This is a genomic window from Pseudomonas fluorescens (genome assembly GCF_018614655.1).
Lineage (GTDB): Bacteria > Pseudomonadota > Gammaproteobacteria > Pseudomonadales > Pseudomonadaceae > Aquipseudomonas > Aquipseudomonas fluorescens_BX.
The window spans coordinates 190,704-217,652 of record NZ_JAGGOG010000006.1 but is presented as its reverse complement, the minus strand read 5'-3'; the positions used below and the strand labels follow the sequence as shown (position 1 = coordinate 217,652).

Annotated in this window: 29 protein-coding genes and 5 pseudogenes; 16 read left to right on the top strand and 18 right to left on the bottom strand. The window is 55.7% G+C overall.

Translation table 11 applies throughout. The features are described from left to right. Positions 1–125: 125 nt before the first annotated feature. The 6 genes and pseudogenes from J7E41_RS09820 to J7E41_RS09795 form a co-directional block, all read left to right on the top strand. Positions 126–2,147, top strand: a pseudogene (locus J7E41_RS09820) (phage tail tip fiber protein); the annotation flags it as partial. A 325-nt stretch (positions 2,148–2,472) separates the two neighbouring features. After that, positions 2,473–3,129, top strand: a complete 657-nt coding sequence (locus tag J7E41_RS09815) for a hypothetical protein (RefSeq protein ID WP_214992169.1) — start codon at positions 2,473–2,475, stop codon at positions 3,127–3,129. 15 nt (positions 3,130–3,144) lie between these two features. Then, positions 3,145–3,582 carry a hypothetical protein gene (locus J7E41_RS09810; protein ID WP_214992166.1) on the top strand — a complete coding sequence of 146 codons (438 nt, stop codon included), beginning with the start codon at positions 3,145–3,147 and terminating at the stop codon, positions 3,580–3,582. 2 nt (positions 3,583–3,584) lie between these two features. Next, positions 3,585–4,136 carry a tail fiber assembly protein gene (locus J7E41_RS28320; RefSeq protein ID WP_214992163.1) on the top strand — a complete coding sequence of 184 codons (552 nt, stop codon included), beginning with the start codon at positions 3,585–3,587 and terminating at the stop codon, positions 4,134–4,136. Positions 4,137–4,192: 56 nt separating this feature from the next. Continuing rightward, the gene (locus J7E41_RS09800) at positions 4,193–4,621 is read left to right on the top strand and encodes a structural protein (protein WP_214992161.1); all 429 of its coding nucleotides are present in this window, start codon (positions 4,193–4,195) and stop codon (positions 4,619–4,621) included. Next, positions 4,618–5,142 (top strand): lysis system i-spanin subunit Rz, encoded by a 525-nt coding sequence (locus J7E41_RS09795; protein ID WP_214992159.1) that lies wholly within the window; start codon positions 4,618–4,620, stop codon positions 5,140–5,142. Before J7E41_RS09800 ends, J7E41_RS09795 begins: the two co-directional genes overlap by 4 nt. 54 nt (positions 5,143–5,196) lie before the next feature. Here the strand turns inward: J7E41_RS09795 and J7E41_RS09790 are convergent, their stop codons facing one another. Next, a complete protein-coding gene (locus tag J7E41_RS09790) occupies positions 5,197–5,511 on the bottom strand; it encodes a hypothetical protein (protein ID WP_214992157.1) in 315 nt (104 codons plus the stop codon). Between the two features lie 81 nt (positions 5,512–5,592). Continuing rightward, positions 5,593–5,827, bottom strand: a pseudogene (locus J7E41_RS28025) (hypothetical protein); the annotation flags it as partial. Here J7E41_RS28025 and J7E41_RS09785 point away from each other — a divergent pair. Further along, positions 5,810–5,962: pseudogene (locus tag J7E41_RS09785) on the top strand (lysis protein); the annotation flags it as partial. The pseudogenes J7E41_RS28025 and J7E41_RS09785 overlap by 18 nt on opposite strands. A 105-nt stretch (positions 5,963–6,067) precedes the next feature. Here J7E41_RS09785 and J7E41_RS09780 read toward each other — a convergent pair. Continuing rightward, positions 6,068–6,760, bottom strand: coding sequence for a cytochrome P460 family protein (locus J7E41_RS09780; protein WP_214992155.1), 693 nt, complete (start codon positions 6,758–6,760; stop codon positions 6,068–6,070). Positions 6,761–6,903: 143 nt separating this feature from the next. Then, on the bottom strand, positions 6,904–7,410 hold the full coding sequence (locus tag J7E41_RS09775; RefSeq protein WP_214992153.1) for a YkgB family protein: 507 nt from the start codon (positions 7,408–7,410) through the stop codon (positions 6,904–6,906). Between the two features lie 91 nt (positions 7,411–7,501). Between J7E41_RS09775 and J7E41_RS09770 the strand changes: the two are divergent. Continuing rightward, positions 7,502–7,621, top strand: a pseudogene (locus tag J7E41_RS09770) (DUF4113 domain-containing protein); the annotation flags it as partial. Positions 7,622–7,624: 3 nt separating this feature from the next. On the opposite strand, the gene J7E41_RS09765 reads toward J7E41_RS09770, so the two are convergent. The 8 genes and pseudogenes from J7E41_RS09765 to J7E41_RS09740 form a co-directional block, all read right to left on the bottom strand. Further along, entirely contained in the window at positions 7,625–7,834 is a 210-nt protein-coding gene (locus J7E41_RS09765; protein ID WP_214992150.1) for a hypothetical protein, read from the bottom strand. 393 nt (positions 7,835–8,227) lie between these two features. Continuing rightward, a pseudogene (locus J7E41_RS28020) lies at positions 8,228–8,367 on the bottom strand (integrase); the annotation flags it as partial. A gap of 293 nt (positions 8,368–8,660) precedes the next feature. Then, entirely contained in the window at positions 8,661–9,626 is a 966-nt protein-coding gene (locus J7E41_RS28015) for a fimbrial protein (RefSeq protein WP_251029422.1), read from the bottom strand. Positions 9,627–10,806: 1,180 nt separating this feature from the next. Further along, positions 10,807–11,316, bottom strand: a complete 510-nt coding sequence (locus J7E41_RS09755) for a hypothetical protein (protein ID WP_251029421.1) — start codon at positions 11,314–11,316, stop codon at positions 10,807–10,809. Positions 11,317–11,558: 242 nt separating this feature from the next. Then, positions 11,559–11,990 carry a glycine zipper domain-containing protein gene (locus J7E41_RS28010; protein ID WP_251029420.1) on the bottom strand — a complete coding sequence of 144 codons (432 nt, stop codon included), beginning with the start codon at positions 11,988–11,990 and terminating at the stop codon, positions 11,559–11,561. Between the two features lie 301 nt (positions 11,991–12,291). Beyond that, on the bottom strand, positions 12,292–12,534 hold the full coding sequence (locus tag J7E41_RS09750; RefSeq protein ID WP_214992147.1) for a hypothetical protein: 243 nt from the start codon (positions 12,532–12,534) through the stop codon (positions 12,292–12,294). Positions 12,535–12,737: 203 nt separating this feature from the next. Beyond that, positions 12,738–13,643: a LysR family transcriptional regulator gene (locus tag J7E41_RS09745; protein ID WP_214992144.1), complete on the bottom strand. Its 906-nt coding sequence runs from the start codon at positions 13,641–13,643 to the stop codon at positions 12,738–12,740. 45 nt (positions 13,644–13,688) lie between these two features. Next, entirely contained in the window at positions 13,689–14,462 is a 774-nt protein-coding gene (locus J7E41_RS09740; RefSeq protein ID WP_214992143.1) for an SDR family oxidoreductase, read from the bottom strand. Between the two features lie 232 nt (positions 14,463–14,694). Between J7E41_RS09740 and J7E41_RS09735 the strand changes: the two genes are divergently transcribed. Genes J7E41_RS09735 through J7E41_RS09725 form a run of 3 tightly spaced genes read left to right on the top strand, consistent with a single transcriptional unit; the run spans position 14,695 to position 17,135 of the window. Next, a complete protein-coding gene (locus J7E41_RS09735) occupies positions 14,695–15,885 on the top strand; it encodes an NAD(P)/FAD-dependent oxidoreductase (RefSeq protein WP_214992140.1) in 1,191 nt (396 codons plus the stop codon). Positions 15,886–15,911: 26 nt separating this feature from the next. Then, the gene (locus J7E41_RS09730) at positions 15,912–16,295 is read left to right on the top strand and encodes a DUF1641 domain-containing protein (RefSeq protein ID WP_214992138.1); all 384 of its coding nucleotides are present in this window, start codon (positions 15,912–15,914) and stop codon (positions 16,293–16,295) included. Between the two features lie 21 nt (positions 16,296–16,316). Next, a complete protein-coding gene (locus J7E41_RS09725) occupies positions 16,317–17,135 on the top strand; it encodes a methyltransferase domain-containing protein (protein WP_214992136.1) in 819 nt (272 codons plus the stop codon). Between the two features lie 282 nt (positions 17,136–17,417). Here J7E41_RS09725 and J7E41_RS28405 read toward each other — a convergent pair whose 3' ends face one another. The 3 genes from J7E41_RS28405 to J7E41_RS09710 are packed head-to-tail and all read right to left on the bottom strand — an operon-like array spanning position 17,418 to position 18,791. Beyond that, the gene (locus J7E41_RS28405) at positions 17,418–17,930 is read right to left on the bottom strand and encodes a hypothetical protein (protein ID WP_353049397.1); all 513 of its coding nucleotides are present in this window, start codon (positions 17,928–17,930) and stop codon (positions 17,418–17,420) included. Positions 17,931–17,988: 58 nt separating this feature from the next. Next, a complete protein-coding gene (locus J7E41_RS09715) occupies positions 17,989–18,624 on the bottom strand; it encodes a helix-turn-helix domain-containing protein (protein WP_251029419.1) in 636 nt (211 codons plus the stop codon). Positions 18,625–18,629: 5 nt separating this feature from the next. Beyond that, positions 18,630–18,791 carry a hypothetical protein gene (locus tag J7E41_RS09710; RefSeq protein WP_214992132.1) on the bottom strand — a complete coding sequence of 54 codons (162 nt, stop codon included), beginning with the start codon at positions 18,789–18,791 and terminating at the stop codon, positions 18,630–18,632. Between the two features lie 247 nt (positions 18,792–19,038). Between J7E41_RS09710 and J7E41_RS09705 the strand changes: the two genes are divergently transcribed. Together J7E41_RS09705 and J7E41_RS09700 are read left to right on the top strand one after the other, a co-directional pair. Next, the gene (locus tag J7E41_RS09705) at positions 19,039–21,201 is read left to right on the top strand and encodes a TonB-dependent receptor family protein (protein ID WP_214992129.1); all 2,163 of its coding nucleotides are present in this window, start codon (positions 19,039–19,041) and stop codon (positions 21,199–21,201) included. 369 nt (positions 21,202–21,570) lie between these two features. After that, positions 21,571–22,416 (top strand): DNA/RNA non-specific endonuclease, encoded by an 846-nt coding sequence (locus J7E41_RS09700; RefSeq protein ID WP_214992127.1) that lies wholly within the window; start codon positions 21,571–21,573, stop codon positions 22,414–22,416. Positions 22,417–22,623: 207 nt separating this feature from the next. On the opposite strand, the gene J7E41_RS09695 is transcribed toward J7E41_RS09700, so the two are convergent. From J7E41_RS09695 to J7E41_RS09685, 3 genes are all read right to left on the bottom strand, one after another. Continuing rightward, positions 22,624–23,217, bottom strand: coding sequence for a TIGR00730 family Rossman fold protein (locus tag J7E41_RS09695; RefSeq protein WP_214992125.1), 594 nt, complete (start codon positions 23,215–23,217; stop codon positions 22,624–22,626). A gap of 101 nt (positions 23,218–23,318) precedes the next feature. Continuing rightward, on the bottom strand, positions 23,319–24,737 hold the full coding sequence (locus tag J7E41_RS09690) for a PLP-dependent aminotransferase family protein (protein WP_214992123.1): 1,419 nt from the start codon (positions 24,735–24,737) through the stop codon (positions 23,319–23,321). A 17-nt stretch (positions 24,738–24,754) separates the two neighbouring features. Further along, the gene (locus tag J7E41_RS09685) at positions 24,755–25,357 is read right to left on the bottom strand and encodes an FMN-dependent NADH-azoreductase (RefSeq protein ID WP_214992121.1); all 603 of its coding nucleotides are present in this window, start codon (positions 25,355–25,357) and stop codon (positions 24,755–24,757) included. A 195-nt stretch (positions 25,358–25,552) separates the two neighbouring features. Here J7E41_RS09685 and J7E41_RS09680 point away from each other — a divergent pair, with 195 nt between their 5' ends. The 3 genes from J7E41_RS09680 (at position 25,553) to J7E41_RS09670 (ending at position 26,834) form a co-directional block, all read left to right on the top strand. Then, the gene (locus J7E41_RS09680; protein WP_214992119.1) at positions 25,553–26,008 is read left to right on the top strand and encodes a carboxymuconolactone decarboxylase family protein; all 456 of its coding nucleotides are present in this window, start codon (positions 25,553–25,555) and stop codon (positions 26,006–26,008) included. Between the two features lie 92 nt (positions 26,009–26,100). Beyond that, complete coding sequence (locus J7E41_RS09675; RefSeq protein ID WP_214992117.1) at positions 26,101–26,421, top strand: DMT family transporter; 321 nt, start codon at positions 26,101–26,103, stop codon at positions 26,419–26,421. A gap of 83 nt (positions 26,422–26,504) precedes the next feature. Beyond that, on the top strand, positions 26,505–26,834 hold the full coding sequence (locus J7E41_RS09670; protein WP_214992115.1) for a hypothetical protein: 330 nt from the start codon (positions 26,505–26,507) through the stop codon (positions 26,832–26,834). Positions 26,835–26,949 lie beyond the last annotated feature (115 nt).

The window sequence follows — 26,949 nt, the reverse complement described above, 5'->3', positions numbered from 1 at the left end:
CTCATAACGAGCATTCAGCCAAACCGTTCAAATGGAACAAAACAGCTGAGTCCATCATCAGTTCGGTGCATAAAGCAAAGCTGAGTGCGACCAAAAATAAATTAATGGATTAACCGCTCAGGACACTAGCCATTCCGCTCTATCGCGTCACCAGCGTCGCCCGGCCAGAACCCGGCGTGTTCGAGATCTCGGCCGTGCAGTACGACCCGAGCAAGTTCGCGCACATCGATACCGGTGCCCGTCTTGAAGAGCGCCCAATCAGCGTTATCCCGATCACCATCGTTCCGCCGCCGGCCAGCGTCACGCTGACGTCGAGTTACGCCGTGAACCAGGGCATCGCCATCAGCACCATGAACATTTCGTGGCCCGCTGTGAACGGTGCTGTCGCCTATGACGTGGAGTGGCGCAAGGACAGCGGCAACTGGATCAAGGTGCAGCGCACGGGCTCGACCAGCGTGGACATCACGGGGATTTACTCGGGCGCCTACATGGCCCGTGTACGCTCTGTGAGCGCGTTCGAAATATCGTCGATCTGGAAAAGCTCCAACCTGACCAACCTCGAAGGCAAAACCGGCCTTCCGCCGGCTGTGTCGTTCCTGACCACCACCAGCGAGCTTTTCGGAATTGGCATCAAGTGGGGTTTCCCTGCTGGCGCTGAGGACACTCAGCGGACGGAACTCTGGTACGGGCCTGCGAATGATCTTGGCGCAGCTACCAAACTGGCCGACCTGGCATACCCGCAGGCTGACTATCGGATGCAGCAGCTGCTGGCCGGTGCAACACTGTTCTTCTGGGCGCGCCTGGTGGATCGTACCGGGAACGTTGGGCCGTTCTATCCGATCGTGAATGGCGTTATGGGGCAGGCCAGTTCGGACGCGGGGCCGATCCTCGAGCAGATCAAGGGGCAAATCGACGAGACTGCCCTGGGGCAGCATCTGAAGGACCGCATCGACCTTATCGATGGCACCGGCCCGGGCTCGGTCAACGGTCGCATCGAAGCGGCCAAGGACGAGCTGGAAGGGTTGATTGATCAGATCGTCGACGCGCTTGAGTACGATCCTGCAAAGGCCTACGCCGTCAACGAGATCGTCCGACTGGGTCAGCATCTGTATCAGGCAATCGGCCCGGTACCGGCTGGAAGTGCACCGCCAAACGCTGCGTACTGGCTGGACATCGGAACCGTGGCCCAGACCGTCAACGCCTTGGCCACCCAGGTTCAGCAGAACTCGGCGTCGATCACCCAGCAGGGCAACGACATCACCGCCCAGGCCCAGCAGTTGAACGCTGTCAAAGCCACGGTGAACGATCCTGTCAGCGGTGTGAATGCCACGGCCACCGGTTTGAGTACGCTCAATGCCACGGTCACAACGCTCGATGGCAAGGTCACCACCACGGCAGAACGGGTGGACGGTATTTACCTGAAGGTCAATCCGGAGATGGTCGGCAATGAAACAGGCTGGATTGGCGCCGAGACAAGCAGTGTCGGGGTCTGGTCTACCCAGTCGGCGATCATTGAGGGGGATCTGGTCCAGGGGCAGCGTACCGATACCGTTGAGGTGAAGGTGGCCAGTAACGCGGCGGCGATCGTCAACGAGCAAACAGCCCGCATCAATGGCCAGGGTGCACTTTCGTCAAGCATCGAAACAGTCAAGAACACTGTCGGCGGCAACACGTTGGCTATTCAGACCAACACCACGGCTATCCAGACGGTCGACGGCAAGGTCACGGCCAACTGGTCGGTGCGGATGCAATACGAAACCGCCACCGGGCTCTACAAGTACGCCGGTATTGGCCTGGGATTGGAGAACGGCCCGGGCGGCTTGCAAAGCCAGTTCATCATCGACGCCGACAGGTTCGCCATCGGCCAGGCTGGGACGGTGCCGTTCGCTGTGCAGGATGGGCAGACCTTCATTCGGTCCGCCTTTATTCAGGATGGCACGATCACCAACGCCAAGATCGGTAACTACATCCAGTCGAATAACTATGTGGCTGGAACTTCTGGCTGGAAGTTGTTCTTTGATGGCACGTTCGAAATCAACAGCTCTCTGGGGGCCGGTTATGCTCGTCAAGTTATCAATAATGCTGGCGGGAAAGTATTCGACGCAGGAAACATAAAGCGTTATCAGTGGGGAGATCTTGACGCATGAGCCATGGGATCAGGGTTTGGGGGGCGACTGGTGTGCTGGAGCTCGGTGAAACATCGTTCACTGTTGGTGTTACTTATTCGGCTCTAGTTGCTATAACCGCCGCGAGGTATGTTGATATAGCCATTTCTGGGGTTGAGCCCACTAAGTATTCTGCGGTTTGTGTCCCCATTGCACCCTATAACACGGGCGGGCAATTCAATAGCGCGATAGGATTTATACCTGAGGTGTTAAATGGAGTTGTCAGGGTTTGGTTTGGGAATAGGCAAAGCGCAAACGGCCCGCTCGGCACATCAACACAGCGATTACTTGTGATGAGGTACAGGTAATGTCTTATGGAATGAGGTTTATTAATGGCGATGATGTTGTAACTCTCGACTCCGAGTTTTCAAGACTGACGACTTTGGATAAAGGAACCTGGAGCGGTACCGGGTCCGGGGTTGTGGTCAACTTCGCAAAAACCATAACGACAGATGAGCCGCCACTGGTATTTGTTAGGCCTGACCAGTCGAACTTGTTTTGCTTTTGCCTGGTGCGCGGGTCATCTGGCGCTTGGACTGGCTTCTCATTCGTAGGCGTGACTGGGAATGCTACGTCTGGGAAGTGGTTTGCTGCTGCATTCAAGTCCGAGCCGACTGCAAAGTTCGGCTTTCGTTTGTGGGATGCGAATGGAAAGCTTCTGTTTGATAACGGAACGCCATGCGCTCAATTCACTAGAACGATTACAAGCTGGACTTACCTTGGATCGGTATCTACGGGTCAGGGCCAGTCACGCCTGACATGGACGGCGCCATCTAGTTTGGCAAGTGGTGATTACATGCTTCTAAATAACATTGCAATGGATGTCGCGGGCTTGGTATCCAGGCAGGGAAACATGTATGCGGTCTGGGAGTACAACAATGACAGGCTTTTAATGCAGGTTGTCGGTGTTGATATTTCAAGCACGCTATATAATCCTGTTGTTTTTGCAAAGCCAATTGATTAGTGGGTGGTAAATTTAATGTCAAGACAAGTTATTAACTTGGGTGTCGCGATAACCGGCGAGGGTGGCGATACACCACGCAGCGCGATGATTAAAGTCAATACGATGACTCAGGAGATTTATGCGGGAATACCAATTTCCGGGAGGGCTATGCCGGAAGGAGCTGGCGGCTGGCTTGGCCCTTCGTTGATTGGTGGCAACAATAATTCCGCACTTGCAACAGGGCTATGGGGTTTTAATGGCTCCCCGGTGATGCCTTACAACATTGTGCAGATGCTCAGTTCTGATTGGGGGCCCGACCCTCGCAACCAATGCCAACTCATCATGGGGGTCGCCACGAGCAGGCTGTGGTACAGGACTATTTCGAAAGACCAGACTGCGTACTCACCCGTTGTTGAGTTTTACAGCACGGGAAATACCACCCGAGCCCAAGACGGCACCCTTAAGGCGATCTAATCATGGCAAGAGCAGCAATCAATATTGTTGGTGAAACCGGCGCGCTGTATGACATCACCACCCTTGGTGGCGGCGAGGTCAACAGCTACCGGAAAGACGTTGGAGTTTACTGCGTTACGGGGTGTTTGGGCATGGTTCCATTCCCGCCAATCGATCAAGGCTGGGGGTTCTCGCTTCACCCATCGGAGAATACGGCGAAGGTCGATACAGTCTTTGAAGCTGACGTGTTGACCGTTACCGTAACTATGGGGGGTGAACCCTACGATCTGAAAACCATGATCACGTTGCACATCCTGGTGCCTAATCTACCGCTCATTGAAATTCCACCTCCGGTTATCGATCCCGCCGCAGATGCCCTGGGCGAGATCACCCGTCTGCGAGCTGACGCTGATTACGCGATTGCACCGCTACAGGATGCAGTCGATGTCGACGAAGCCACGGACGCTGACCTGGCGGCCTTGAAGTCCTGGAAGAAATACCGTGTTGCGCTCAACCGAGTGCCGGAGCAGCCAGATTATCCGTTGGCTATTGAATGGCCCGAAGTCCCTGCGTAGCAATGCCGTACACCGATGCCCGCCTTGAGCGGGCTTTTTTTCGCCTGGAGAAAAGTATGACCCCAACAACCCCTCGCGGCATCCGGTCCAACAATCCGGGCAATATCGACTACTCCCCGGCCAACAACTGGCAGGGCCAGCTTGGCTTGGAAGTCGGCGTGCCGAAACCACGCTTTGCCCGATTCGACACGCCCGAGAACGGTATCCGAGCCATGGGTAAGCTGCTGCTGACCTACCAGCGCAAGTACGGGCTCAAGACGGTCAAGGCCATCATCAGTAAATGGGCGCCGTCAGTGGAGAACGATACGGCGGCCTACGTGCGCGCTGTTGAGGTGAACACCGGCACTCAGCCGGGCGCAGAGGTCGACCTGACCCAGGCGCCGGTCATGCGCGGCTTCGTCAAGGCGATCATCCATCACGAGAATGCAGGGTATGCCTATCCGGACGCGGTGGTGGCCGAAGGCGTGCGCAGGGCGCTGGCATGACTCCGGTTCAGAAGCTGGCCGGGCTGGTGGTGCTGATCCTGGTGCTGATGGCCAGCGCCGCTGGGGTGGCCTGGCAGGTGCAGGCCTGGCGCATGGGCGAGAAGCTGGCAGAGCAGGCCGGCCTGCACAAGGATGACCTGGCCGCGATCAGCAATGCGGCCGCCACCCAGGGTAGAGCCGAACAGACCAAGCGCCTGGCCCTGGAGCAGCGGCTGATCAGCCAAGACCAACAACACTCCAAGGAATTATCCGATGCCCAGCGCAATCAGGCTCGCCTGCGTGACCAGCTTGCTACTACTGACCTGCGGCTGTCAGTCCTTATCGACGCAACGGATTCAGCCAGTGGCTGCAACGTGCCTTCCGCTCCCGGCGCCGTCGGCGTGGCTCATGCAGCCCGTCGAGCCCAACTTGACCCAGCGCATGCTCAAAGAATTATCGCCATCACCGACGCCGGCGACCAAGGACTGATCGCGCTGCGAGCGTGCCAGGCTTACGCAAAAGAAGTCTCTAGCCCGAAATAAACTGAGTAGTTAGGAAAAATTCATCGTTATCTAGACGGACTGCCTATTTGGTATTTAGTTGGGGTTGACTGATATCACTTCAAAATACTTGAACTTCTTCTTTTTGGCTTCGTTCTTGGCTTCTTGCTCTGCGATGAGAGTGCTCAAGGTATTCGCGTCATGTGTGAATAATTCGGTGTCACCTTCAAAGTCCTTAGATACGCGCAAAGTCACTCTTAGCTTTGGTGAGAGGGCTTTTGGTTTAGGCTTGGGCACCAGGAGTGCAGGAGTGACTTTCGGTTCAGGCATCACCGGCGGTGTCTTTTCAGCTTGGACCGAGGGACCAAAAAGCGCCAAGCGCATTTCCTCTTCACTTAGGTTTTCATTCATTTAAGATGCCTCGTCATAAAATGGTGGACATGATTAGGTAACTGATTGATTTTTGCCAGCCCTCTCGCCGGGACGCCCATCCTATTGCGCACTGGCCGGCACAATCAGTTCTGGACCCCTGTTCCGAACATTGCCCACGGCCACATCGACCCTGAACCATTCGAAGGCCTCGGCCGGCTAGCCCTGATGCAGTACCATCTTCTCAGCACGCTCCTTGGGTGTGGCTGGGTCTAACCATTCCCGAGCCAGGTCCCGGGGCCGGCGCCACGAGGTGCCGGTCGTGAATGCCCACCACGCCTCCCCCAGCACCGTCGGCGTGGTTCATGCCGCCCGTCGAGCCAAACTTGACCCAGCGCATGCTCAAAGAATTATCGGCATCACCGACGACGGCGATAACGCTCTGATTGCCCTGCGCGCTTGCCAGGCGTACGTCAGGGCTGTAGTACGCTGACCTACATTTACCGTCAAAAAAATTAGCGTGGCCTAACATGTAGGCAAATGAAGTGAGATCTGGCTGAGGGCCCCCGCCCAGCCAGATAGAACACCTTCGCCGTGACTACTCGTCGAAAGCCGCTTCTAGATTAAGTTTTGCGGCGCCGCCTTCCCGTTGAAAACCAGGCTGGTTCAGCCTTACAGACCATACATAGTCGTGTTTGGGGCCCACGTTGTCGATGTGACATTGGGCGCACTGAGCACGCGCTCGCGCTGGAGAGAATTGTTCATAGGGTGGCGCCTGATGCCCAAAACTGAAGTACGACCAACCGCCCGGCTCGCCTGGATAGCGTTTGCTGTCTTTGAACATTAGGCTGAGCCCTGTTTGTCCGTGGGAAAAAATGACCTTACTGCCGCCGAGATTGCAAACATAAGCTGGCGGACCATCGCAGTTCTTCGGATCGATACTAGTGATACTGAACTCCTTGATCATCAGAGAACCTTCCGGCCAACTCCCTGTTTTTATGAAGGTTCGGTAGGCGTTTGGCTCAACATAGACACTATGGAATTCGGGCGTCTTCGTTACGGTGTTGTCTAGGGGGGTTACAGTGATAGATTCCCACGCTGTATAGGCGTGCACCCACGAGCGGTAGCCTTTCGGAAGGGCCGCCTCACCGTTTTCGTTAAAGGCGAGCTTCACTGCCGGGAGAGGCAGTCCGGCATCATTGGATTGCTTCTCAATGGTGCCAGCCAGGGCAAAGGTCCCTGCCAAGGCTACCGCCGCCATCATTAGCCCATAAGGCACTACTCGAACCATACATCCTCCTAGAAACGCCGCCGGTGAGAACGCTCTCACTGCATTGTTTGCTTTCCTTAAAGATAGAAATAATCGAAGTACTTGATCGTTAGTTTCGTTCCAATCACTGGCCCACTTTCTGTTGTAGTGGGCCAGCGAACGTTTCAGGCTAGATCGCTGCGCTCCGTATCACTCTGTTTGGATCGAGTCGTCAGTTGTTGCGCCGCGTTCTTGAGCAGCACCAACGAGCCAGCCATCAACACTAGATCCTTGATCAGGAAGGAGGTGGCGCCGCCCATGGCAGGGAAGCCACCTGCCGAATCCTCCCAGCCACCCGGAGTGGTTAGGAGCAGACTGGCGGTTGTCAGGTAGGTCAGAGCGGAGGCTGCGGCGGCAATCAGCGTAATCCTCGGAGACCACGCACCGATGGCCAGACCCAGACCGATAGCCCACTCAGCTCCGCCCAGAGCATAACTTGCACCCTGAGTGCCAAACACTCCGTACATCCAAGAAAGGAGAGGGCTGTTACTGATCAGCGGGATCAATGCCTGGGCTTCGTAATCAAACCATTTTGTGTAGCCAAACATCAGGAATATCAAGACAAGGGCCCAGCGCATGAATTCGACTTCAAACGAGTGGCGAAGCAATCGGGAATATATGGATGAGAGCATGGGATTTCCTTAACGACTATGAGAGTTATAGACGTAGAGTTCCCTCAAACCGGCTCGTTACAGGTTTTTAAATTTTTTTTAAAGCTTAAAGAGAGGAGCGCTGCGTTCGGCCAGCGTGCCCACCAACCCCGACTGGGGTATGCGCCGGGAGATGATGAGCCAGAGCTATACCACCAAGCTGGACCAACTCTGGTCGGTGGCCTGCAAGTAGGGCTTATTCCTGCGTCATAAGGACAGCCAGAGACATTTTGATGAATTCTTCGTTGTCGCCGATTGTGAAAAGGGCGCCGCGCACGTTGTCTGCCACTTGAGCGGAGCCTCGCTGCTCCACCCAATTCGACAGTTCCATGATTGAGGCTTCGAGGGCGAGTTGGTTCTCGTAGAGTTTGGATAGTAGGGAAGGGATCAGGTCTGAATTCGGCATCGTTGTTCCTCCGTGGAGTGAACAGGGTAGCAGGCAAATTATGGGTTGGGAGATAGGTCGGCAGGACGCCGTGGATGGGTGAAAAAGAGTTCCAAAACTAAAACCGCACCCTTTGTAGAATGCGGCCTGTAGCCCGGTCACTTTCCTTGAGTAATGGAACTCCGCAGGCCTTCAAAGCCCCGGCCCGCTTGAATTTGCATATCGGTCTTGAAAACCGGCGGACGTTAATAGCGTCTCCAGGGTTCGAATCCCTGGTTTCCCGCCAAGATTTACTCAAGAGCCCCGCTATTGCGGGGCTCTTGCGTTTCTGGCGTTCCAGAATGCTGATAGTGAAGTATCTAATCGTTTCCGCATCATTTCGGGCAGTTTCCGCAACTCTGCGAAATTTGGGAGTCAATGGGTAGGTTTCACGATCTCGCCCACACGCCTATAAACCGCCTCGGTTATCCGCTTATCGGTGTGCCCAGTAGTCGGCTGGCGTCGCCCAGATTGAGGATCTCGCTGGCGGCTTTTGGTCGGATGTCACGAAACTGAACAGCGGCTTCCCGCTGCTTGCGCCGGCCCGGACTGCCTTGATGAGTTTTTCGTTGTCGCCGATTGTATCCAGCATGCCGCGCACGTTCTCAACGACGTCTTTAGAGCCTCGCTGCTCCACCCAGTTTGACAGCTCCATGATGAAAGCTTCGAGGGCCAGTTGGTTTTCGTAGAGCTTGGAAAGCAGGGAAGGGGTCAGGTCTGAGTTCGGCGTCGTTGTTCCTCAGTGGCGTGAACAGCATAGCAGTTAGCTCGTTTCGGAGTGCGGCGGCTTATTTCGGCCGCCGGTTCGCTACAGGTATTCCATTTCGAACGTTACGGAAGCGTCTGCGGTGCCGGCTTTCGGTTTGTCATCGGCGAGGCGGTAGTAAGCAGCAGAGAGTGGTATGTTGAAGCTAGTACTGTTGGGGATAAATCCGTTGAACGGGTATCGTTTGTAAAGTGAAATAGGTTCTCCCGCGCCGTTCATTAACTGCAAGCCGATACCTTTCGCTGATCTCTGATCGTTGCGCAACGCCACTGTTCCTTTTTGGTAATCAATAGGTGGGGAGGTGCTTGTAGCTAAAAGTGCGTAGGTAACGTTATTGATTCCACTCTGGCACCCACTGAGGTGGATGTTGAACTTTACCGTTCGAGCAGTGGAACCTACCTTGCTGAATTCTTCTAGTTGATAGTCATTCCCCATCTGAACAAGTGCTGCTGATGCCTGGCATGAGGCATGAGTTATTGATATCTCCTTGCTTATGCGCATTGCTAGTGGTTGGAAAGATCCTTCTGCTTGAATATAGCCTATGATGCCTGCAGGGATCGTTGCTCCGTTTTTTATTGGTCCTATCTTTAATAGGCGCATGGAGTGAGTTGAGCCAAAAAATCCGGTTGCCATATTTGGTGAGACTGGGTATGCTCCTAAACCTTTCCGTACAACTCCATTGTATATCCATTGCCAAGCAAGTCCTGTATCTCCTATTGGGAAAGTGTCAGAGGCCGGCTTGTCGGCTCCTACGCTATTTTTAATTCCCCAGTAGCTAAAGGTTGTGCACCAATAAGCATTGGTCTCGCGGTGTGTTTGAGTGGGGGATTCAAATAATAAAGAGTAATTTGGTTTACTTTGTACGTTGGATAGGTCGATGTTATTTGTGTTTATGTGTATGGTTCCTTGGCTATTAAGGCTGTTAATGAAGTTGCATGAAGACCATGCGTTCGACGAAAACGCTATCACGATAGTGAAAGTCAGCGCCGAGCGTAGTGAAGTGTTCATGTCTGAAAATTTCCTATAAAGATTTCTAATCTAACGTTCACGTAGAGGTAGGTACATAAGGCAATCCCTAGACTACGTTGAGCCGTCGAGCCCATTTGATTGTGGTTTGTGTTCGGTCGGCAGGACGCCGGGGGGAGGGGTAAAAACAGTTCCAAAACTAAAACCGCACCCCTTGCAGAATGCGGTCTCCAGCCCTGTCATTTTCTTAGAGCAATGGAACTCTTTATGCATTCAAGGCCTCAGCCTGCTTGTGTTTGCATAGCGGTCTCGAAAGCCGGCGGACGTTAATAGCGTCTCCAGGGTTCGAATCCCTGGTTTCCCGCCAAGATTCACACGAAAGCCCCGTTAATTCGGGGCTTTCGCGTTGCTGTGGCTTGCGCGTTTCGTCACTGGTTTCTGCTGGCGTTCCATCACTTTCCTGCTTTGAAGGCTTTGCGATCGCTCCGATCTTCCTGTAAACCGTCTTCGCAGCTACATCAATCGGTAGAGGGGACAGAGCCTTATGGGGGTAGAAAGCAATGCTTTGGCGTTCTTGAGACGCTATCGGTACTTGCTGCTCTCGTTGATGATCGCGGCCTCGCTTGTAAACGCTGTTGTGCGGTTCTCTGGCCATTGGAGCAATTTCTTTGGGGTGTTATTCGTGCATGGCTGGTTCATCCAGGCAGTCTTTGCTTACTTTCGAGGAGGCTGGGTTGGCATCGGGCCGGGCGGATTATCCAAAGATGCAAACCCGATGGGCAGAGCTGCGTTAGCCGCAACAGCGTTCACGTTTTACCTGTTGATGTTCGCCTATGGGGGAGATCGGCGCAATGAGTCGATACATGAAAGAAGAGCTTCGGATTGGACGATGCCTACTCGAGAAGAATTCAGACGAGCGCCAGTGCAATAGCCAATTCGTGTGAGCAAAGACTCCTCATCCTGAAGTCCCCATTGTTACCCGATCATGGGCATTCACAACCGACATGCAGGAAAACTGGGCGGCAGTCGGGAGTCTTCAAGTTGTTCATAGATCGGAATGCCAAGCTCGCGGGCGCGACGGATCTCACCAAGCGTCCCTTGGTTGCATTCCCAGCCATTGACCAGCACAACTGCGTCACAGCGCTCCTCAGGTAGAGATATGACTGCACGTGATGAACGCTGTGGCAAACAAGTTTCGTAAAATTTTAATAAGGCTTTAGAATCATAACTGCTCTTTGTAGTCGCAATGAATTTGCATGCTTTCTGTTTGGTTTCGATGAATTTCAAAACCGGACTGCCGTAAAGCGGATTTGACTTTTTCAATAACGATAAGGTGTTCTTCTACTCTCAGTTTTTGGCGAGATAACGATGTAAATACGCCGAATGGCAGAAATCGTAGTCGCTTTCCATTTAAAACGATGGAGACATCGACATGAGAGCCATCGACATCATGTCCATTGGAGCCGAATATCTCACTTATTTCTCCTTTTCGCCCAGGGTAACATGCGCAAAATAACTTGATACCTAACCATCTTGATAACAGTCTAAAAAAGCCAAGATGGCTTTTTTTGTTTTCATATCCACGAACAAGCAGTAGTTGAATTGACGAGGGTAGGTTTGACTGAGCCTCAATCAGTTTAAGGAAAACGATTTTCTCGATTAATACTTTAGAAGACGGCCAGCGGGGAATAACTGTTAACCCTTGGCTTTCTCCCTTTAACAGCGTTAGCATCTTGTACTGTCTCTATCATTTAAGTAATGAGGTTTTTGTAAATTTAACATGCACCTATACGTCCCGTCTTGCGCAATAACACCCATTGCCATCTATGCGGTAGCGGTTTGGGATGGGACGTTCAAAGAGGTGTACACCAATAATCCGGTGTGGGCCAACCGGCTGTGCCTGCTCCAGTGAACGCGTAGAAACAAGAAGCCCGGCGTTGGGCCGGGCTCTGGTTTTGATAGGGGTTCAGTTCATCAGCGATGTTTATTCTTGTGTTTATGCTTGTTTTTGCCCTTGTAGTGCTTGCCGCCAGATCTGTGTTTGCTGTCGTCGTCAGCAAGATTATTACCGACAGCGCCCCCGGCTGCGCCGCCAAGACCGGCACCTATAGTAGAACCGGTTGAGCCCCCCAGCTTATTGCCAATGATTGAGCCGCCAGCTGATCCTATCCCGCCCCCAATGGCTGCTTCGGTCTTGTTACCTCTCGGCGCTCCGATCGCGCTGCCAGCAGCACCCCCTACACCTGCGCCCACGGCAGCCCCGGTAGATCCGCCTAACTGCTGACCGACCATGTTACCGAGCGCGCCACCAACACCGCCTCCTAAAGCTGCGGTGCCATCTCCAGCAGCCATAGCTCCCTGGGCAAACAGGACGCTTATAGCAAGAGCAGGCAGTGTCATTCGCATTTTTTCTGAACCTCAGCAGGTAGATATCAGACGCTCACGGATTGAAAGGCATCTAGGGTTTAAGATCAGGCGTAAAGCTCAAAGTTCTTGGGCGGCTGGGACGTCATTTGTAACAAGCAGTTTCTCCGTGAGGCGGCAAAAACTCCACGCTCTTACTGGCGGTTCCTTTGCAGTAAACGCCAGACAAAGAAAAGCCCGCGATGGGGATCAGCGGGCCTAAAGGTGTTCACGAGGAGCTGGGAAGACCATAAGCGCTCGTCTGTGAAAGCTTTGTGAAATCTCGGTTTTTACTCCCGACAGGTCATCGGTCCTCGGCGCCAGGCTGCTCTTTTGTTTTCAAGAGAGAAACCCGTAGCTCTGGTAAACCCGCTGTTCCTTCCGGCCAGCGAAAGTCATTCCGGCGGGTATCAAGGTTTGGTGATCCGCTGATCTTGGCATGAACGTAAGCCACTTCTCGGCTAGCGACATGGGTCACATAGGCTATGCCGGCGCACGCACTCACGAAAACGGTGACCTTGACCAGCTTGCTTGCAGTGGGATTCATGCCACCCCCCTCTATACGGATGCGAGCACTGATCCTAGCGGGTAATGACAGAAACAAGAAGCCTTGCGCCAATCATGGCTGTCGCCAGGAGAAGCATCATATATTTTATAAGGAGATCCATTCCTGATAAGACCGAGAAGTCGCCTCAGTACATCGAATCCCTTTCACCCGCGGGCAACACTTTCCTCCCGCAGCCATTAAGTTCACCGTTCAAGATACGGCGAAATCAGCCCCCCAAACCACTCGATAAACACACTCAAGCGCAGCGAACGCTGGCGACGGTCCGGATACAGCACTGACACCTCCATCGGCGCAGGTCGGTATTTGGGCATGAGCTCCACCAACTCGCCTGAGTCGATCAAATGCTGCACATCAAACAGTGGAACCTGAATCAATCCCAGCCCTGCGCAGCAGCAAGCGATGTAGTTTTCTGCGTTGTTGACCACAATATTGCTGGGCAATTGTCGGGTTTGTTCAACGCCATCCAGCAGGTACTCCCAAGCCGATTCTTGACCTGAAATGCCAGAGGCGTAGCCAACACTCATATGACCTTTAACCAGGTCATCGGGGTGCTTGGGAATGCCAAATCTGGCGAGGTACCCCGGACTGGCACAGTTGATCAGCACCGCGCGTCCCAGTGGCTTCACCACCAGGCTGCTGTTGTGCGGCGTACCGAAGCGGATGACACAATCAGCGCCTTCATGAATAAGGTCGATGGCCCGGTCCGTTGAGCCCAGGGCCAGTTGGAGCCCGGGGTGATTGGCGAGGAAGTCGGGCAGGGCAGGGACCATCAAGCGACGGGCGATGCGGCTGGGCACGTCGACATTGAGTCGCCCTGTTACCTGGTTTTCAATAGGCTGAAACAGCTGATCGAGGGCCTCGATATCGATCAACACCTGTCGCGCCCGTTCAAGTAGCTGTGCGCCGTCGGCCGTCAGGCAAACGTTACGTGTGGTACGATGCAACAGCCGGGTGCCGAGGGTGGTTTCCAACTGCTGGACAGCCGCCGAGACCGAGGCCCGAGGCAGCTTGAGTGCTCGGGCAGCCTTGATGAAACTCTCCCGCTCGGCGACCTGGACGAAGACACGGTACTGTTCAATTTTATCCACGCCTTTGGCACTCATCCCGTTGCATCGGCCATTTCAGGCCGCGATTTATTTGGTCGTGTAGCCACCGTTGATCAGGATAGTCTGACCGGTAATCCACCAGCCATCGCTGACCAGATGGCGAATAAACGGAATGACATCCTGGATATCGGTAAGGCCTGTCTGGGAGAACGACGACAGGGCGGCGGCGGTTTTATGGTAGCTGACGGCATCAGCACCTTCGGCGGGATAGAAGAAGGGGGTATCCATCGGCCCTGGGCCCACCGCCGTTACTGAAATTCCGCGCTCACCAAGCTCCTTGGAGGCAGCCCGCGTGAAGTGTTCAACGGGGGCTTTGCCGCCCGCATAGGCCGCATAGAACGGTGTATAGGCGCCAAGCAGGGAGGTGACGATGGAGCAAATCTTGCCATGGTCGTTGAGGTGTTTACCGGCTTCCTTGATGAAGAAAAAGGCAGTCTTGGCGTTGACGGCCATCATGTCGTCATACTCTTTCTCGCTGATTTCTGACATCGGTTTTTTCAGGACTTTGCCGACGGTATTGATAGCGATATCCGGCTTGCCGACCGCCGCCACTGCATCGGCGAACAGTTTCTCGACAGCTCCGGCCGAAGTGAGGTCCGCCTGCAGGGCCACCGCTTCGGCGCCCAGGGTCTTGATAGCCGCCACGGTTGCGTCGGCGTCGTGCTTGCTCGCTGCGCTGTTGTAGTGAATCACCAGAGCTTTGGCGCCCTGCTGCGCGAGGTCGCGGGCGATCAAGCCGCCCAGGTTCTTGGCACCGCCTGCAATGAGAACGACTTTGCCTTTGATCGAGTGGTCTGTCATGAGGTGACTCCTGGCTGTGGTGAGGTGAACCACAGTCTAGAGAGCGTCGGTTTAAAGATAAGCCTGCGATGGCTGGATAGACTGTTCGCTATTTCTGACCAATCCGCAGCAGGGCAATGTTTAACCGGGGAGGAGTCAAGAGCGCTCCTCTTATCGCCTATCCGTCTAGCCACCGCTCATTTCTTGACTAGGTTCTTTGTAGGGAGTTTTTATCTGCACGGAGGCAGGAAAGGTGAAAACACGCATTATCTTGGTCGGGGGCGGGGTAGGCGGCACGATGCTGGCTAACCAGTTGGTCACCAAGTTGTACCCGGAGATCCTTCGGGGTGAAGTGCAGATCAGCCTGATATCCAACAGTCCAGATCATTTTTACAAGCCTGCGTTTATGTACGTGGCTTTCAACTTGTTTTTTCAGGACGAGTTGAAGCGCTCGGAGCGCTCGCTGCTGCGGCCTGAAATCGACTTCATGGTTGACGAAGTCATAAGCTTTGATTTTGCCGGACAAACCCTGCGTGCCCGAAGCGGCAGACGATACGAATACGACATCCTGGTGATTGCCACAGGGTGTGTACCCGCACCGGAGCGAATTGAAGGGCTGAAGGAGGCCGGTGACCATTTTTATCAATACGAACCTGCGCGGCAATTGGCGCAACGCCTGAGCACGATCAAGCAGGGCCGGATTTTTATTACGGTGTCGTTCCCGCAAACACCCAATGTGCCCCATCAATGTGGCATCGCCCCGGTGGAAACCACGTTGATGCTCGATGACTTTTTGCGTCGGCGGGGTGTGCGCGACAAGGTCGAAATCATCTACACCTATCCCAGTACGGCACAGCTGATGCGCAATTGCCTTTTCTTGCAACGGCCTACGGGGGAGATTTTGCCCAGCCTTTTCGAGCAGCGAGGTATCCATTTTCAGCGCGGCTTTACCTTGGAAAAAGTCGACCCGGATCAACGTATTGCCTATTCCGCAGAAGGTGATGCCCAGCCCTTCGATATCTTGATGGCGACTCCGCCCATCCGTGCCGTTGATGCCGTTCTCGAGTCTGGTGTATCACAGGCACAAAACAACGAAGGCTGGTTGCCAACCCACCACGAAACGCTTCAGGTCTATGGCCTGGAAAATGTCTACGTCATCGGAGATACCGTCGATTTGCCCGTGAGCAAAGCGGGAGGGGCATGCCATAACCAGGCGCCTGTGATTGCCAACAACATCGCCGGTCAAATCCGCCACGGTTCGGCAGATGCGGTGTACGACGGGCGTGTCCAGGCGGTTGCACAAATGGGCCTAAATGCCGGCATGCCGCTCTGGTATGACTACACACATGATGTACTGCCCACGCCCCCCAACAAACTCGGAGGTCTATTACGCGAGGGCTTCAATCGCGGCCTTTATTGGGCTATTGCACGCGGAATGCTTTGACTTGACACCAGGAGGAGTATGCCCAAATGGAAGGATCAATTCCCGAAGGTAGCTGTGCCTCGACAGCGCCAATGGAACACGACATTGCGCTACAAGCCTTGCTGAACAAGCTGCAGCCTCTGGTCGACAGTGGCCGGCTGGACAACGTGGTCGACCTGATTTCGGTGATCTCCCACGCGCTTGATTTACTCGATGTGGCGATGGTTGAAAAACTGGCAGGCCTGTTCGATCAGGCTACGTCTGTCAGTTGGGAACTGGGCAATGCCTTGCGCATGGCCAAGGCACAAACCCAGGCGCAGGCAACACCCGACAGCCTGTATGGCTTGTTGACGTTACTGCGCGAACCCGACACCCGCCGTGGTGTCGGCTTGGTACTGCGAACATTGAATGTCATTGGACGACAACTGTAAGACGACCTGGAGGTCAACCTCATGATCGTGAAGCCCCCACCGGCAAGTTCGGCGAGTACGCAATGGGATCCATCGACGTATCTCAAGTTCGCCCAGTTACGCGAGCGCCCGGTGATTGAATTGCTCGACCACATCACGGTCGAGAATCCACAGCTGATCTACGACTTGGGTTGCGGCACAGGCATTGCTACTTATCTGTTGGCCAAGCGCTGGCCCAATGCGGAACTGATCGGGGTCGACAGCTCTACCGAAATGCTCGCCGAGGCCACCTACCTTCCCATCAGAGCCCTTTGGCAACGGCGCAATCTGCAGGAGTGGCACGCCGAACAACCGGCTGACTTGTTACTGGCGGCAGCCGTTCTGCATTTTATCAACGGTCATGAACAACTGATGCCACGCCTGTTGAACCAGCTCAAGCCTGGCGGGTGCCTGGCTGCCCACATGCCCAACTGGCGAGAAGCCCATTGGTATCGACTGATGCTGGAAACCCTGGAACATGCCGGTGTTGGCGGCACGCCTCTGGGCACCGAGGTGTTGCGGCGCTCCATGGCTGAACGGCCAGTGCTCTCGCTGGATTGCTATTACCGTTTGTTGGCACCTCTGACCCAGGACCTGGATATATGGGAGACCGAGCACCTGCAAGTGGTCGATGGACAATCACCGATATTTGACTGGGTAAAGGTCTCGGCGCTACGCCCGGTGCTACTGACATTGGATGAACAGGAGAGGACGCGTTTTCTCAGCGAATACCTCAAGCGCGTGCACGAGGAGTATCCACCGGAGATGGACGGGCGCACCTTATTTCCCTTCAAACGCATCTTTATCGTGGCGCGGGTTTAAGGCGTTCCAGCGTGTTGGCTATTCACTTTTTCGCTCGCGGTTAGATCGTTTATTTCCTTCTGATTGGTTGGCATTCCTGGATCGAATATCCACAGCGCGTATTTTGAATCGAAAGCAGAAGAGCGGGGCGTAATAGCTACATTTTAAGTGCTGTCACGGAATTAACGGACGTTGTGCTCCGATAAACCCCGGTACAGCGCCCATTCCTGCTGCTCGGCCAGCGCCTTGTGCCGTTGTCCGACATCTCTAGAATCGGCCCCAGAATTTATCCCTTCCTGTCGATTACGGAGTTTCGAACATGATGAACGCCATGCAGATGCCAATGAACAACGCGATGCCGATGATGCCGATGATGGGCATGCCGATGATGATGGCCACCCTGCAGTGCGAGATGACCGCCGATGCCATGATGTGCACCATCAAGCCGGCGGCCGGCATGGACATGGCCATGTTCAAGAACAACGCCGAGATGATGGCGATGATGATGAACTGCGGCATGCCGATGATGATGCAGTGCGCCAACCTGTCCATGATGTGCATGTCCGAAGACGCCATGGCAATGATGAACAGCATGAGCATGCCAATGATGATGCCAATGGGCATGCCGATGCCGATGATGAAGTGCGTCATGGAATGCAAGATGGAAGCGGATTGCATGACCTGCAAAATGATGCCGATGCCGGGTATGAGCATGGACATGATGAACAACGGCTGCATGCTGATGATGAAGATGATGAACGACTGCGCCATGCCGATGATGATGAGCTGCAACGGCATGCCGATGGTGTGCTGCACCTGCTGAGAGCGGCAATGAAAAAGCCCCGGCGTTTTGCGCGTCGGGGCTTTTTTGCATTCAGTCCAGTCGTTCGGGATAGGTGATCACCAGAAACGCCAGGGCTTCGCTGTCGGCAGGGTTTCGATAGCGGTGGGGCTGGTCGGCGTAAAACAGAATCGAGTCGCCGGTGGACAGCAGGTACCGCTCCTCGTTGACACTGACCTCCAGCACGCCCTGGGCCACCACCAGATTCTCCTGGATCCCCGGTCCATGGCCTTCGGAGATCTCCTCGCCGAGGGCGCTCAGGCGTATCTCATAAAACTCTGACTGACGCGCCATATCGTAAGGGAACAGCGCCCGGCTGACGAAAGCACCGCTGGCACTTACCAGGCGCTTGCTCTGTTGCGCCGGCAGCAGTTCAACCCCTTCGAACGCACGATTTTCGAGAAAAGCGGCCACCGAGACTTTCAAGCCCTTGGCAATTTTGCACAGGACTTTGATCGACGGCACGCTACGCCCGGATTCAATCTGCGCCAACATCGCCCGGCTCACGCCACACGTCCGCGCCAAGGCATCCAGCGACAGGTGGCGCTTACTGCGCAGGCGCTGCAAATTCTGTGCGACCTGTTGCCCAATGGCGTCATCGTCGCTGCTGCAGTCTTTGGTGTTGAGGGTGGGTTCGGGTAGTTCGGGAATCGTGTGCAGGAAATTCATTGGCGTCACGCCCGACGAGTGTCACTGGACGGGTTCGTTGTATGTGTTGCAAACACCGCCAGCCCGGCCCGGGCCGCATACATCGTCCACATCAACTCGGCCGCCGCGCGTGCCTGGCGACGTTTGCGGTGAAGGGTGAAATCGATGACGTTGGTCGGTGTGTGCATGGGGTAGATCTCTTGTGACAGTGGCGACTCAGTGGCTTCACATTACTGCGTAGCACTTATTTCGATAAATACTGAGTTTGCATTTGTTAATTCGATTTTGGACTTAGCGGGAGTGGGCCGGGCTGACAGAGTTGTGCGACACGTCTGCCTTGTCACAGGGCGTGACCCGTCGGGCTTCTGGCTCTTCCCATGACTGATCTCGTGCCGGGCGTAGCCCTCGCAACACTGAATTCCAAGGATTTGCTCCATGCACCTGCGACAACCCCCGTTTGCTTTTTCTGCCCGCAGGACCTGGCCCGTGCTTGGTTTTGGCGCCGCGCTGACCTTCAGCCAACTGGCCCAGGCCGAGGATCCCAATACGCTCGAGCTTGCCCCTGTGGAGGTCACAAGCGCCGAGGTCAGCGCGCAGGACGTGGCCCAGGCCCAACTCAAAAGCGTTCCGGGTGCTACCAACTACATCGACCTCAACGGCGTCAGGCAAGGGCGGGTGAGCACCAACGAAGACGTGTTCAAGTACCAGGCCGGGGTCTACGCCAAGGCGGCAAACAATGAGGGTGTGAAGCTCTCCATCCGCGGCTCGGGCATCAACCGGGGCCCGGGTGCCCATGCTTCAGGGTTATACGAGACCTTCGATGGGCTGCCACTCACCGGTCCCGGCGGTACACCCTACGAGCTCAAGGACCCGTTGTGGCTCAGCCTGGTTGAGGTGCTGCGGGGCGCCAACGGTTTTGACCAAGGGGCGCTGGCCCTCGGCGGCGCCGTCAATTACGTCACTCATACCGGTTACGACGCGCCCAGGTTGCAGGTGCGTTACGAGGTCGGTAGCCATGGCTACGGCCAGCGGGAGATCAGTTCCGGACAGGTGTTGGGCGATGCCGACTACTACATCAGCCTGACCGACTCCGAATACGACGGTTTCCAGGATCACAGTTCGGGCAGCGGCAAGGGCGTGGCAGCCAACTTTGGCTACCGGTTCAATCCCGACCTGCAAACACGGTTCTATTTCCGCTACCGGGAAACCGCAAACGACTCGCCCGGCAAACTGACGCGCGAGCAGATCAGCCACGACCCGCGAGCCGCCAACGCGCTCAACGTGACCCGTGACTCGAAACGCCTGCAGCCCGGCTCGACCTGGATCGCCAACAAGACCACCCTGCAGTTGGATGACAATTCCAGGGTCGAGGCCGGTCTGGTGTATCACGACTATCCCATGGACTTGAGAGAGGGCACCAACCGCCTCAAGGTGGCCTATACCGATATCAGCGGCACCCTGAACTACATTCGCCAGGACACCCTGTTTGGTCACGACAGCAAGACCACCCTCGGCCTGCGTACCACCCAGGCGTTGCCCAACAATGGCGCGTCGGAATACGTGCGGGTGCCGGTCGGCAATACGGCAAATTATGCCCCTGGTGCCAAGACCCGCGACTACAGCTACCTCGGTTCCGATAGCGTGCTGCATATCGGCAACGACCTCGAATTGATCCCGGACCTATGGCTGACTACCGGGATTGCAGCGATCTACACCCGCCGGGAAACCGAGGTCACGTACCCCCAGACCCATGCTCCTGTGAGCCAGCACGATTGGGACTATGCCCCGCGTGTCGGCTTGCGCTACGACTTCAACCCTCAGTTGCAGGTGTACGGCAACGTGAGCCGCTCGGTCGAGCCACCGCATGCGTGGTCGATGATCTGGGGTTCCAACAAGTTCTTCCCGGCCAACAGCGGCCCGGCCAGTGGCCTGCAACGAGAAGGCGTGAGTTTGAAGAACCAGACCGCAACCACTCTGGAAGTGGGTGGGCGCGGTGAGGCGTGGCTCGGGCAGTGGGACTTGGCGCTGTACCGCTCAGAAGTGCGCCACGAGTTGCTCAGCGTCGAAACCCAGGCCCAGACTTCCAGCACCTCCCAGGTGATCGCCGAATCCAACGCCAGCCCCACCGTGCATCAGGGGGTTGAATTTAGTCTGATCAGTCCGCTGTGGGATGGCGGTAACACCGGCAAGCTGGACCTGCGCCAGGCCTACACCTACAGCGATTTCCACTACCGGGATGATGACCGCTTTGGCGACAACGCATTGCCCGGTATCCCCAAGCATTACTATCAGGCACAACTGCGCTACAGCCATCCCGCCGGCTTTTACACCAGCCTCAATGGCGAGCATTCCTCACGTGTGGCGGTGGACTATGCCAACTCCTATTACGCGGCGGCCTACACGCTACTGGGCGCAACGGTTGGCTACGACGCGCCCCGGCAAGACTGGCAAGCCTGGGTGGACCTGCGCAACCTCACCAACAAGCGCTACGCCAATACGGTCACGCCTGGTTATGACGATAAGGGCCAGGATGTCGCACGCTCTACGCCCGGCGATGGCCGGGGTGTGTATGCCGGCGTTTCGTGGAGTTTGCGTTAATTTGATGAGCAACCTGGAAACAGGCGTTGTCGGACTCGCCGACAACGCTCGATTTTTTTGCAAAATACGCTAGTTTTTTTGTAACAATTAAGTGTATAAGATACACGCTACTGGGTAAAAAGATGACTTTTACCAGTAGTGGAGTCCCTCGCGTTGTTGATTGTTTTCTCGGCGTCGGGTTCTCAAGCGTGTACGCACATGGAATGTCGCCGTACTCGCAAAAACATTTATTCAGCACACAGAAGTACTCTTCGGATAAATGTCTGCAATCGACTTGATAGTGTTGCCGTTGCCGGGTGTGGATGGCATTTCATTATGGGGTCTTATTATCTTTGACTTAATGAATCTGTTTTAAATGGAGCAATACTCATGCAAAGGAAAGCACAGTTGAAGTACCTGGCGCTGTTATGGCTGCCGCTGATGACCGCCTGTACCAGCACCCAAACCACCCGTGAGCCGGTGCGTGCCATCCAGGCCCCCGGCGAGCAGGCTGCGGCGGTCGATAACTGCTCGGTCGGCTGCCCTTCTGGCGGTGGGCCGCTTACGCTGAATCGCCTGGCCTACACGCTGAACAACAATGGTTCGACCAAGTTCGCCAATTGGGTGGCGTACCGGATTACCAAGACGACATCGGCCAGCGGACGCTCGCGTAACTGGGAGACCGACCCTGATATTCCGGCCGGCGAAACCCTTGATCCCGTGGACTACAACGGCGCGAACGTCGCACTGAAGGTGGACCGTGGGCACCAGGCGAACCTGGCGTCGATGGCCGGGGTGGCCGATTGGCAGACGCTTAATTACCTGTCCAACATCACTCCGCAAAAGTCCGATTTGAACCAGGGGCCGTGGGCACGCCTGGAAGATCAGGAGCGCAACCTGAGCAAGGATGCGGCTATCGATGAGGTCTATGTCATGACGGGGCCGCTGTATGAAAAGTTTATCGGCACCTTGCCTGGCACCAATAAGGTCCACACGATTCCCAGTGGCTACTGGAAGATCATTTTTGTTGGCAAGTCACCGGAAAACGGTCTTTACGCTTCGTTCATCATGAACCAGGATTCACCAAAGTCGGCCAACTTCTGTGACTATCGCATCACTGTCGAGCAGATTGAAGAGCGTTCGGGTCTGACATTCTGGAGTGGTTTGCCGCAGAGGGTGCAAGCGTCGCTTAAATCCGGACAGGGGCAACTTCTGCAGAAGATTGGTTGTAAGTAAGCACCGATCGAGGCTGAAGTATCGCGCTAAAATAATTCAATATGATTGATTCATTAGTTGGCAGGTTCGTAAGTGTCTGCCAATCAGTGGATTTTCTAAATGCCAGGAAACTCAATGAATAAATTAAAGACAAGTATCGTTTTAAGTTGATGTAAAAAAGGCCTTGGCGAAAAAGTTCGGGAGTCGCATCGCCAAGGCCGAAAAGGGCTAGTTCGTGACCGGCTCGATCCACTTCGTGACGACCGGCGCCTGCCACCGTTCAAGGGCGTCCAGCAGGGCCCCGGGATCGCTATTGAAGATCAGCATCTGGCTGTGTTCGACCTTCATGAAACCCTCCTTCACGGCCTGTTCGAGCAGGTGACGAACCGGGTTGAAAAAATCGCCGGTGTTCAAGCACGCCACGCCTTTGTGATGCTCTCCCAGTTGCGTCAGTGTGGCGGCCTCAAACAATTCTTCAAATGTCCCCAAGCCGCCGGGCAGAGCGATGAACGCATCGGCCCAGTCGCCCATACGCGCCTTGCGACTGCGCATATCATCGGTCACTTCATGACGGGTCAATCCGGGATGCAGATGCCCCAAGTCATGCAACAAACGGGTGATGATGCCGACCACTTCGCCACCTTCGGCTAGCACGGTATCGGCTATGACGCCCATCAAGCCCCTGTCGGTCCCGCCATACACCAGGCGGATGCCGCGCCGGGCGATTTCCTGACCCAAGGCCTGGGCGCCTTCCATGTACTGAGGACTGAAGCCGAAGTTGGAGCCGGAGAAAACCGCAATGCTGCGTAGGGGAGTAGGCATCGATATTCCAGGCGGGTGAGGGCAAGCCCTGCATGATGGGGTCGCCTGCGCCGGGGAAAAAGAGCCAAGAAGTGGTTTGTTGCCTGAGCCATAGGCGCGTCTTACAGCAATTGCAGGATACGTTTGCCCAAGGCTTCGGCGCTGGCTTGTGAGTCAATATTGGCAAAGCCGAGCAGCAAGCCTGGGCCGGTCCGGCTCTGGATATTCCACTCGCTCAAGGCTTCCGCATAGATGCCAGCCTGCCCTAGGCGCTCGACCAGCAACGTATCGGACTGGGGCACTTTGAGCCGCAGAATCAAATGCATCCCACCGGGTTGGTTATCAATGGCGATGTGATCCCCCAACGCTTTGCGCAGGCCTCGGGCCGTTGCTTCCCGCCGTTCACCGTAGAGTTTGCGCATGCGCTGGATATGCCGCGCGAAATGTCCCTCGGCCATGAAGGTGGCGACGATGGCCTGGGTGAGTTCCGGGCAGCCGCCGAGGAAAGTTTGGCTGACGCTTTCAAAGCGCTCCACTTGAGCTGTGGGCACCACCAGATAAGCCAGACGCAGTCCGGGGAACAGCACTTTACTGAAGGTCCCCGCGTAAAGTACCCGGCCGTCCCGGTCCAGGCTCTTGAGGGCGGGCAGCGGACGGCTGACGTAGCGGTATTCGCCGTCGTAGTCGTCTTCGATAATCCACGCTTGCTGGCGGCTGGCCCAGTCCAGCAACTCGAGGCGGCGCGGCAGTGACAGCGAGACACACAGCGGGCTCTGATGAGCCGGCGTGACCACCGCCGCACGCGCGCCTTTGGCGTGTTGCACGCCGTGGGAGACGATCATGCCGTCCTGATCCACCGGGACCGGGGTTGCCTTGATGTGCAGATACTCCAGCAAGGGGCGCGTGAGCAGGTAGCCTGGGTCTTCCAGCAGCACCCGATCACCGGGTTTGAGCAGCGCATGGGCGATCAATCCCAGGGTGTTGCGATACCCCGAGGTCACGAAGACTTGGGCGGGCGAGCAATGGATGCCACGGGCGACCTGTAAATAGGTGGCGATGGCCGTGCGCAGCGATTGCAGGCCGTACACTGATGGGTTGGCCATGTCTGCCACCTGGGTGGCGCGCGCGCAGCGGGCGGCGATTTTCGACCAGATTTTGCGAGGGAAGGCGTCCAGTGCCGGCAGGCCCATTTGAAAAGGCAGCACTTGATCCTTGAGCCTGACCGCGTTGCTCTCGCCCGAACTGATGGTGCGCTGCGGATGGCTGCTCGTGCCCCTGGCCTTGACGCCTTCAGCCACTACCGTACCGGCCTGGCCCCGAGGCTGGATATAACCTTCGGCCGTCAGCAGCGAATACGCGGAATCGATAGTGCCACGAGCCAATCCCAGCTCCTTGGCCAGCGCCCGGGCTGCGGGAATGCGTTCGCCCGGCTTGAGCAAACCGTCGGTAATGGCACCCCGGAATCGCCAGTAGAGTTGCCGATAAATGGGCTCTGTACCGTCGGGATCCAGAGGTAAAAAGCCGTTGACCGGTGCGCTCATCCTGCCGCTACTCCTGTTCAGGTCGAAAAATAATCGTGTAGCGCCTGATCGGTCTGGCGCCGGGTTTCGGCCACTGTTTCGGGACGCGAGGCAGTGCCTTGAACCGTGAAGAAGGTCACGTCATGCAGGCCGATCATGCCCAGGATGGTCTTCAGGTATGGCGTCAGGAAGTCCGGCTGGTGCGCACGCTCCCCGGAAAAGCGCCCGCCGGAGGATACTGCGATGAAAACCGGTCGGTCCTGCAGCAGGCCGACTTTGCCTTGGGTCGAGATGTCGAACGTTCGCCGCACACGGGCGATGTGATCGATCCATACCTTGAGGGCGGCGGGTACCGTGTAGTTATGCATGGGGGTGGCGATCACCACAACGTTCGCTTGATCAAGCTCTTGAATGAGCGCTTGCGAGCGGGCCATCGAACCCTCTTGGGAGACGTCCGCCAAAGACTGTTGGGACGTCGCATACGGCTCATCGATAGGGGCAATCACCTCGCTGCCCAGCGTTCTGTTGATCACGGTGGTTGACGGGGCTCGCTTGAGCAAATGGCTGATGATCTTTTGCCCGAGCAGGGTGCTCTCCGACGCTTGCCCGCGAGGGCTGCAACTCACATGCAGGATATTCATGGTTCAGTTCTTCCGGGATTGACTGGTCCCACTCTACAAACCTCATGACCTACTCAAAAGAGCCATGAATGAAGATAAGAAGTAGACCATAGATGCGCAATCATGGCCTATGACTTGAGGCGGATCTTGGATCTTTCTGAATGGACCATCGCATCGCAAGATGACCTCCTCAATCAGCCCATACAAGGATTCATCATGACTCAGCGTCTCGACTACACCAAAGCATCGCCGGAAGGTTACAAGGCGTTCGGCGGGGTCTACGTCTATCTGCAGAACAGCGGCCTGTCCAAGGAGCTGATCGACCTGGTCTACCTGCGGGTTTCACAAATCAACGGCTGTGCCTTTTGCATCGACATGCACTCGCGGGATTTGCTCAAGCAGGGCGTAGCCGTCGACAAGCTGGTGTTGGTACCGGTCTGGCATGACGCCGGGAATGTCTTCAGTCACCGTGAACGCGTTGCCCTGGCCTTGGCTGAAAGCGTTACCCACCTCACCGCTGGCAGTGTGCCGGACGCAGAATATACGGCTGCCGCCACCGAATTCAGCGACAAGGAACTGACCGATCTCATCTATGGCATTGCCTTGATGAATGCCTTCAATCGCCTGGGTATTACCTTCCGTGCGCCGCCTGCGGCGGCCGGCAAGGCTTGATTTTCGGTTAAGAAATGCAGAACCCGCAAGCGAAGTGAAACCAGTGTGGGAGCTGTGTGTTCGCTTTGCTCAATCACACAAGGACCCACTCCATGGCATGGCTACTACTCGGCTTGGCCGGCGTGCTCGAAATTGCTTTCGCGTTCGCCATGAAAGGCTCGGAAGGTTTCACCCGTTTAACGCCTGGACTGTTGGCGGTGGTGACAGGCGTCTCCAGCGTCTTCCTGCTCTCGCTCTCCCTGCGCACGCTGCCGTTGGGCAGTGCTTACGCGGTCTGGACCGGTATCGGCGCAGCCGGTACCGCGATCCTGGGCATGGCGTTGCTGGGGGACTCCACCGCGCCGCTGCGGGTTCTGTGCATCGTGCTGATCCTGGCGGGTGTGATCGGACTCAAGCTGGTCTCGGCGAATTAACCGATAAGGCATTTTGCTGGCCCCGCTGTTACAAAATGTTCGCCAAAATCACTTTTATTTTCAGGTGGTTAGGCGAGATGCAAATGCGCAATGTTGGAATCATGCTGATCGCCTGTTCCCTGGCGGGTGGGGTGGCTTCGGCCCAGGCCAGAGAACTGCGAGAAAACGATCGGTACATGTGCAGTTGGGGCGCGGGCACGGCCGCCAGGGCCCAGGAGTTGAAGCTGTCCGGCGTCTCGTTGTATGCCGCACGGCAGAAGCTTCAGACGTACAAGTTCAACAAATCCTGGATGCACATGATGGCCATGGGCATTACCGAGCAGACCTATGACAGCCGCTCGCGGGCCAAACCTGAAGTGATTCGCCAGAGCTTTTATCAGGACTGTCTGCGCTACAAGCTGGCGCGTAAGTGATTGCATTGGCACCCGGTGCAAAGTTGCCGTAACCCATTCCAGCAGGTTCATGCTTCGGTGCTCTGAAAGAGCTCGATTACAAATCCACCACAATCAATCTGTTTATTCGCCTGTA

Coding starts and splice junctions, on each gene's coding strand:
- J7E41_RS09815 (WP_214992169.1), top strand. CDS start 2,473: ATGTCTTATGGAATGAGGTTTATTAATGGCGATGATGTTGTAACTCTC.
- J7E41_RS09810 (WP_214992166.1), top strand. CDS start 3,145: ATGTCAAGACAAGTTATTAACTTGGGTGTCGCGATAACCGGCGAGGGT.
- J7E41_RS28320 (WP_214992163.1), top strand. CDS start 3,585: ATGGCAAGAGCAGCAATCAATATTGTTGGTGAAACCGGCGCGCTGTAT.
- J7E41_RS09800 (WP_214992161.1), top strand. CDS start 4,193: ATGACCCCAACAACCCCTCGCGGCATCCGGTCCAACAATCCGGGCAAT.
- J7E41_RS09795 (WP_214992159.1), top strand. CDS start 4,618: ATGACTCCGGTTCAGAAGCTGGCCGGGCTGGTGGTGCTGATCCTGGTG.
- J7E41_RS09790 (WP_214992157.1), bottom strand. CDS start 5,511: ATGAATGAAAACCTAAGTGAAGAGGAAATGCGCTTGGCGCTTTTTGGT.
- J7E41_RS09780 (WP_214992155.1), bottom strand. CDS start 6,760: ATGGTTCGAGTAGTGCCTTATGGGCTAATGATGGCGGCGGTAGCCTTG.
- J7E41_RS09775 (WP_214992153.1), bottom strand. CDS start 7,410: ATGCTCTCATCCATATATTCCCGATTGCTTCGCCACTCGTTTGAAGTC.
- J7E41_RS09765 (WP_214992150.1), bottom strand. CDS start 7,834: ATGCCGAATTCAGACCTGATCCCTTCCCTACTATCCAAACTCTACGAG.
- J7E41_RS28015 (WP_251029422.1), bottom strand. CDS start 9,626: ATGAACACTTCACTACGCTCGGCGCTGACTTTCACTATCGTGATAGCG.
- J7E41_RS09755 (WP_251029421.1), bottom strand. CDS start 11,316: ATGCTAACGCTGTTAAAGGGAGAAAGCCAAGGGTTAACAGTTATTCCC.
- J7E41_RS28010 (WP_251029420.1), bottom strand. CDS start 11,990: ATGCGAATGACACTGCCTGCTCTTGCTATAAGCGTCCTGTTTGCCCAG.
- J7E41_RS09750 (WP_214992147.1), bottom strand. CDS start 12,534: ATGAATCCCACTGCAAGCAAGCTGGTCAAGGTCACCGTTTTCGTGAGT.
- J7E41_RS09740 (WP_214992143.1), bottom strand. CDS start 14,462: ATGACAGACCACTCGATCAAAGGCAAAGTCGTTCTCATTGCAGGCGGT.
- J7E41_RS09730 (WP_214992138.1), top strand. CDS start 15,912: ATGGAAGGATCAATTCCCGAAGGTAGCTGTGCCTCGACAGCGCCAATG.
- J7E41_RS09725 (WP_214992136.1), top strand. CDS start 16,317: ATGATCGTGAAGCCCCCACCGGCAAGTTCGGCGAGTACGCAATGGGAT.
- J7E41_RS09715 (WP_251029419.1), bottom strand. CDS start 18,624: ATGAATTTCCTGCACACGATTCCCGAACTACCCGAACCCACCCTCAAC.
- J7E41_RS09710 (WP_214992132.1), bottom strand. CDS start 18,791: ATGCACACACCGACCAACGTCATCGATTTCACCCTTCACCGCAAACGT.
- J7E41_RS09705 (WP_214992129.1), top strand. CDS start 19,039: ATGCACCTGCGACAACCCCCGTTTGCTTTTTCTGCCCGCAGGACCTGG.
- J7E41_RS09700 (WP_214992127.1), top strand. CDS start 21,571: ATGCAAAGGAAAGCACAGTTGAAGTACCTGGCGCTGTTATGGCTGCCG.
- J7E41_RS09695 (WP_214992125.1), bottom strand. CDS start 23,217: ATGCCTACTCCCCTACGCAGCATTGCGGTTTTCTCCGGCTCCAACTTC.
- J7E41_RS09690 (WP_214992123.1), bottom strand. CDS start 24,737: ATGAGCGCACCGGTCAACGGCTTTTTACCTCTGGATCCCGACGGTACA.
- J7E41_RS09685 (WP_214992121.1), bottom strand. CDS start 25,357: ATGAATATCCTGCATGTGAGTTGCAGCCCTCGCGGGCAAGCGTCGGAG.
- J7E41_RS09680 (WP_214992119.1), top strand. CDS start 25,553: ATGACTCAGCGTCTCGACTACACCAAAGCATCGCCGGAAGGTTACAAG.
- J7E41_RS09675 (WP_214992117.1), top strand. CDS start 26,101: ATGGCATGGCTACTACTCGGCTTGGCCGGCGTGCTCGAAATTGCTTTC.
- J7E41_RS09670 (WP_214992115.1), top strand. CDS start 26,505: ATGCGCAATGTTGGAATCATGCTGATCGCCTGTTCCCTGGCGGGTGGG.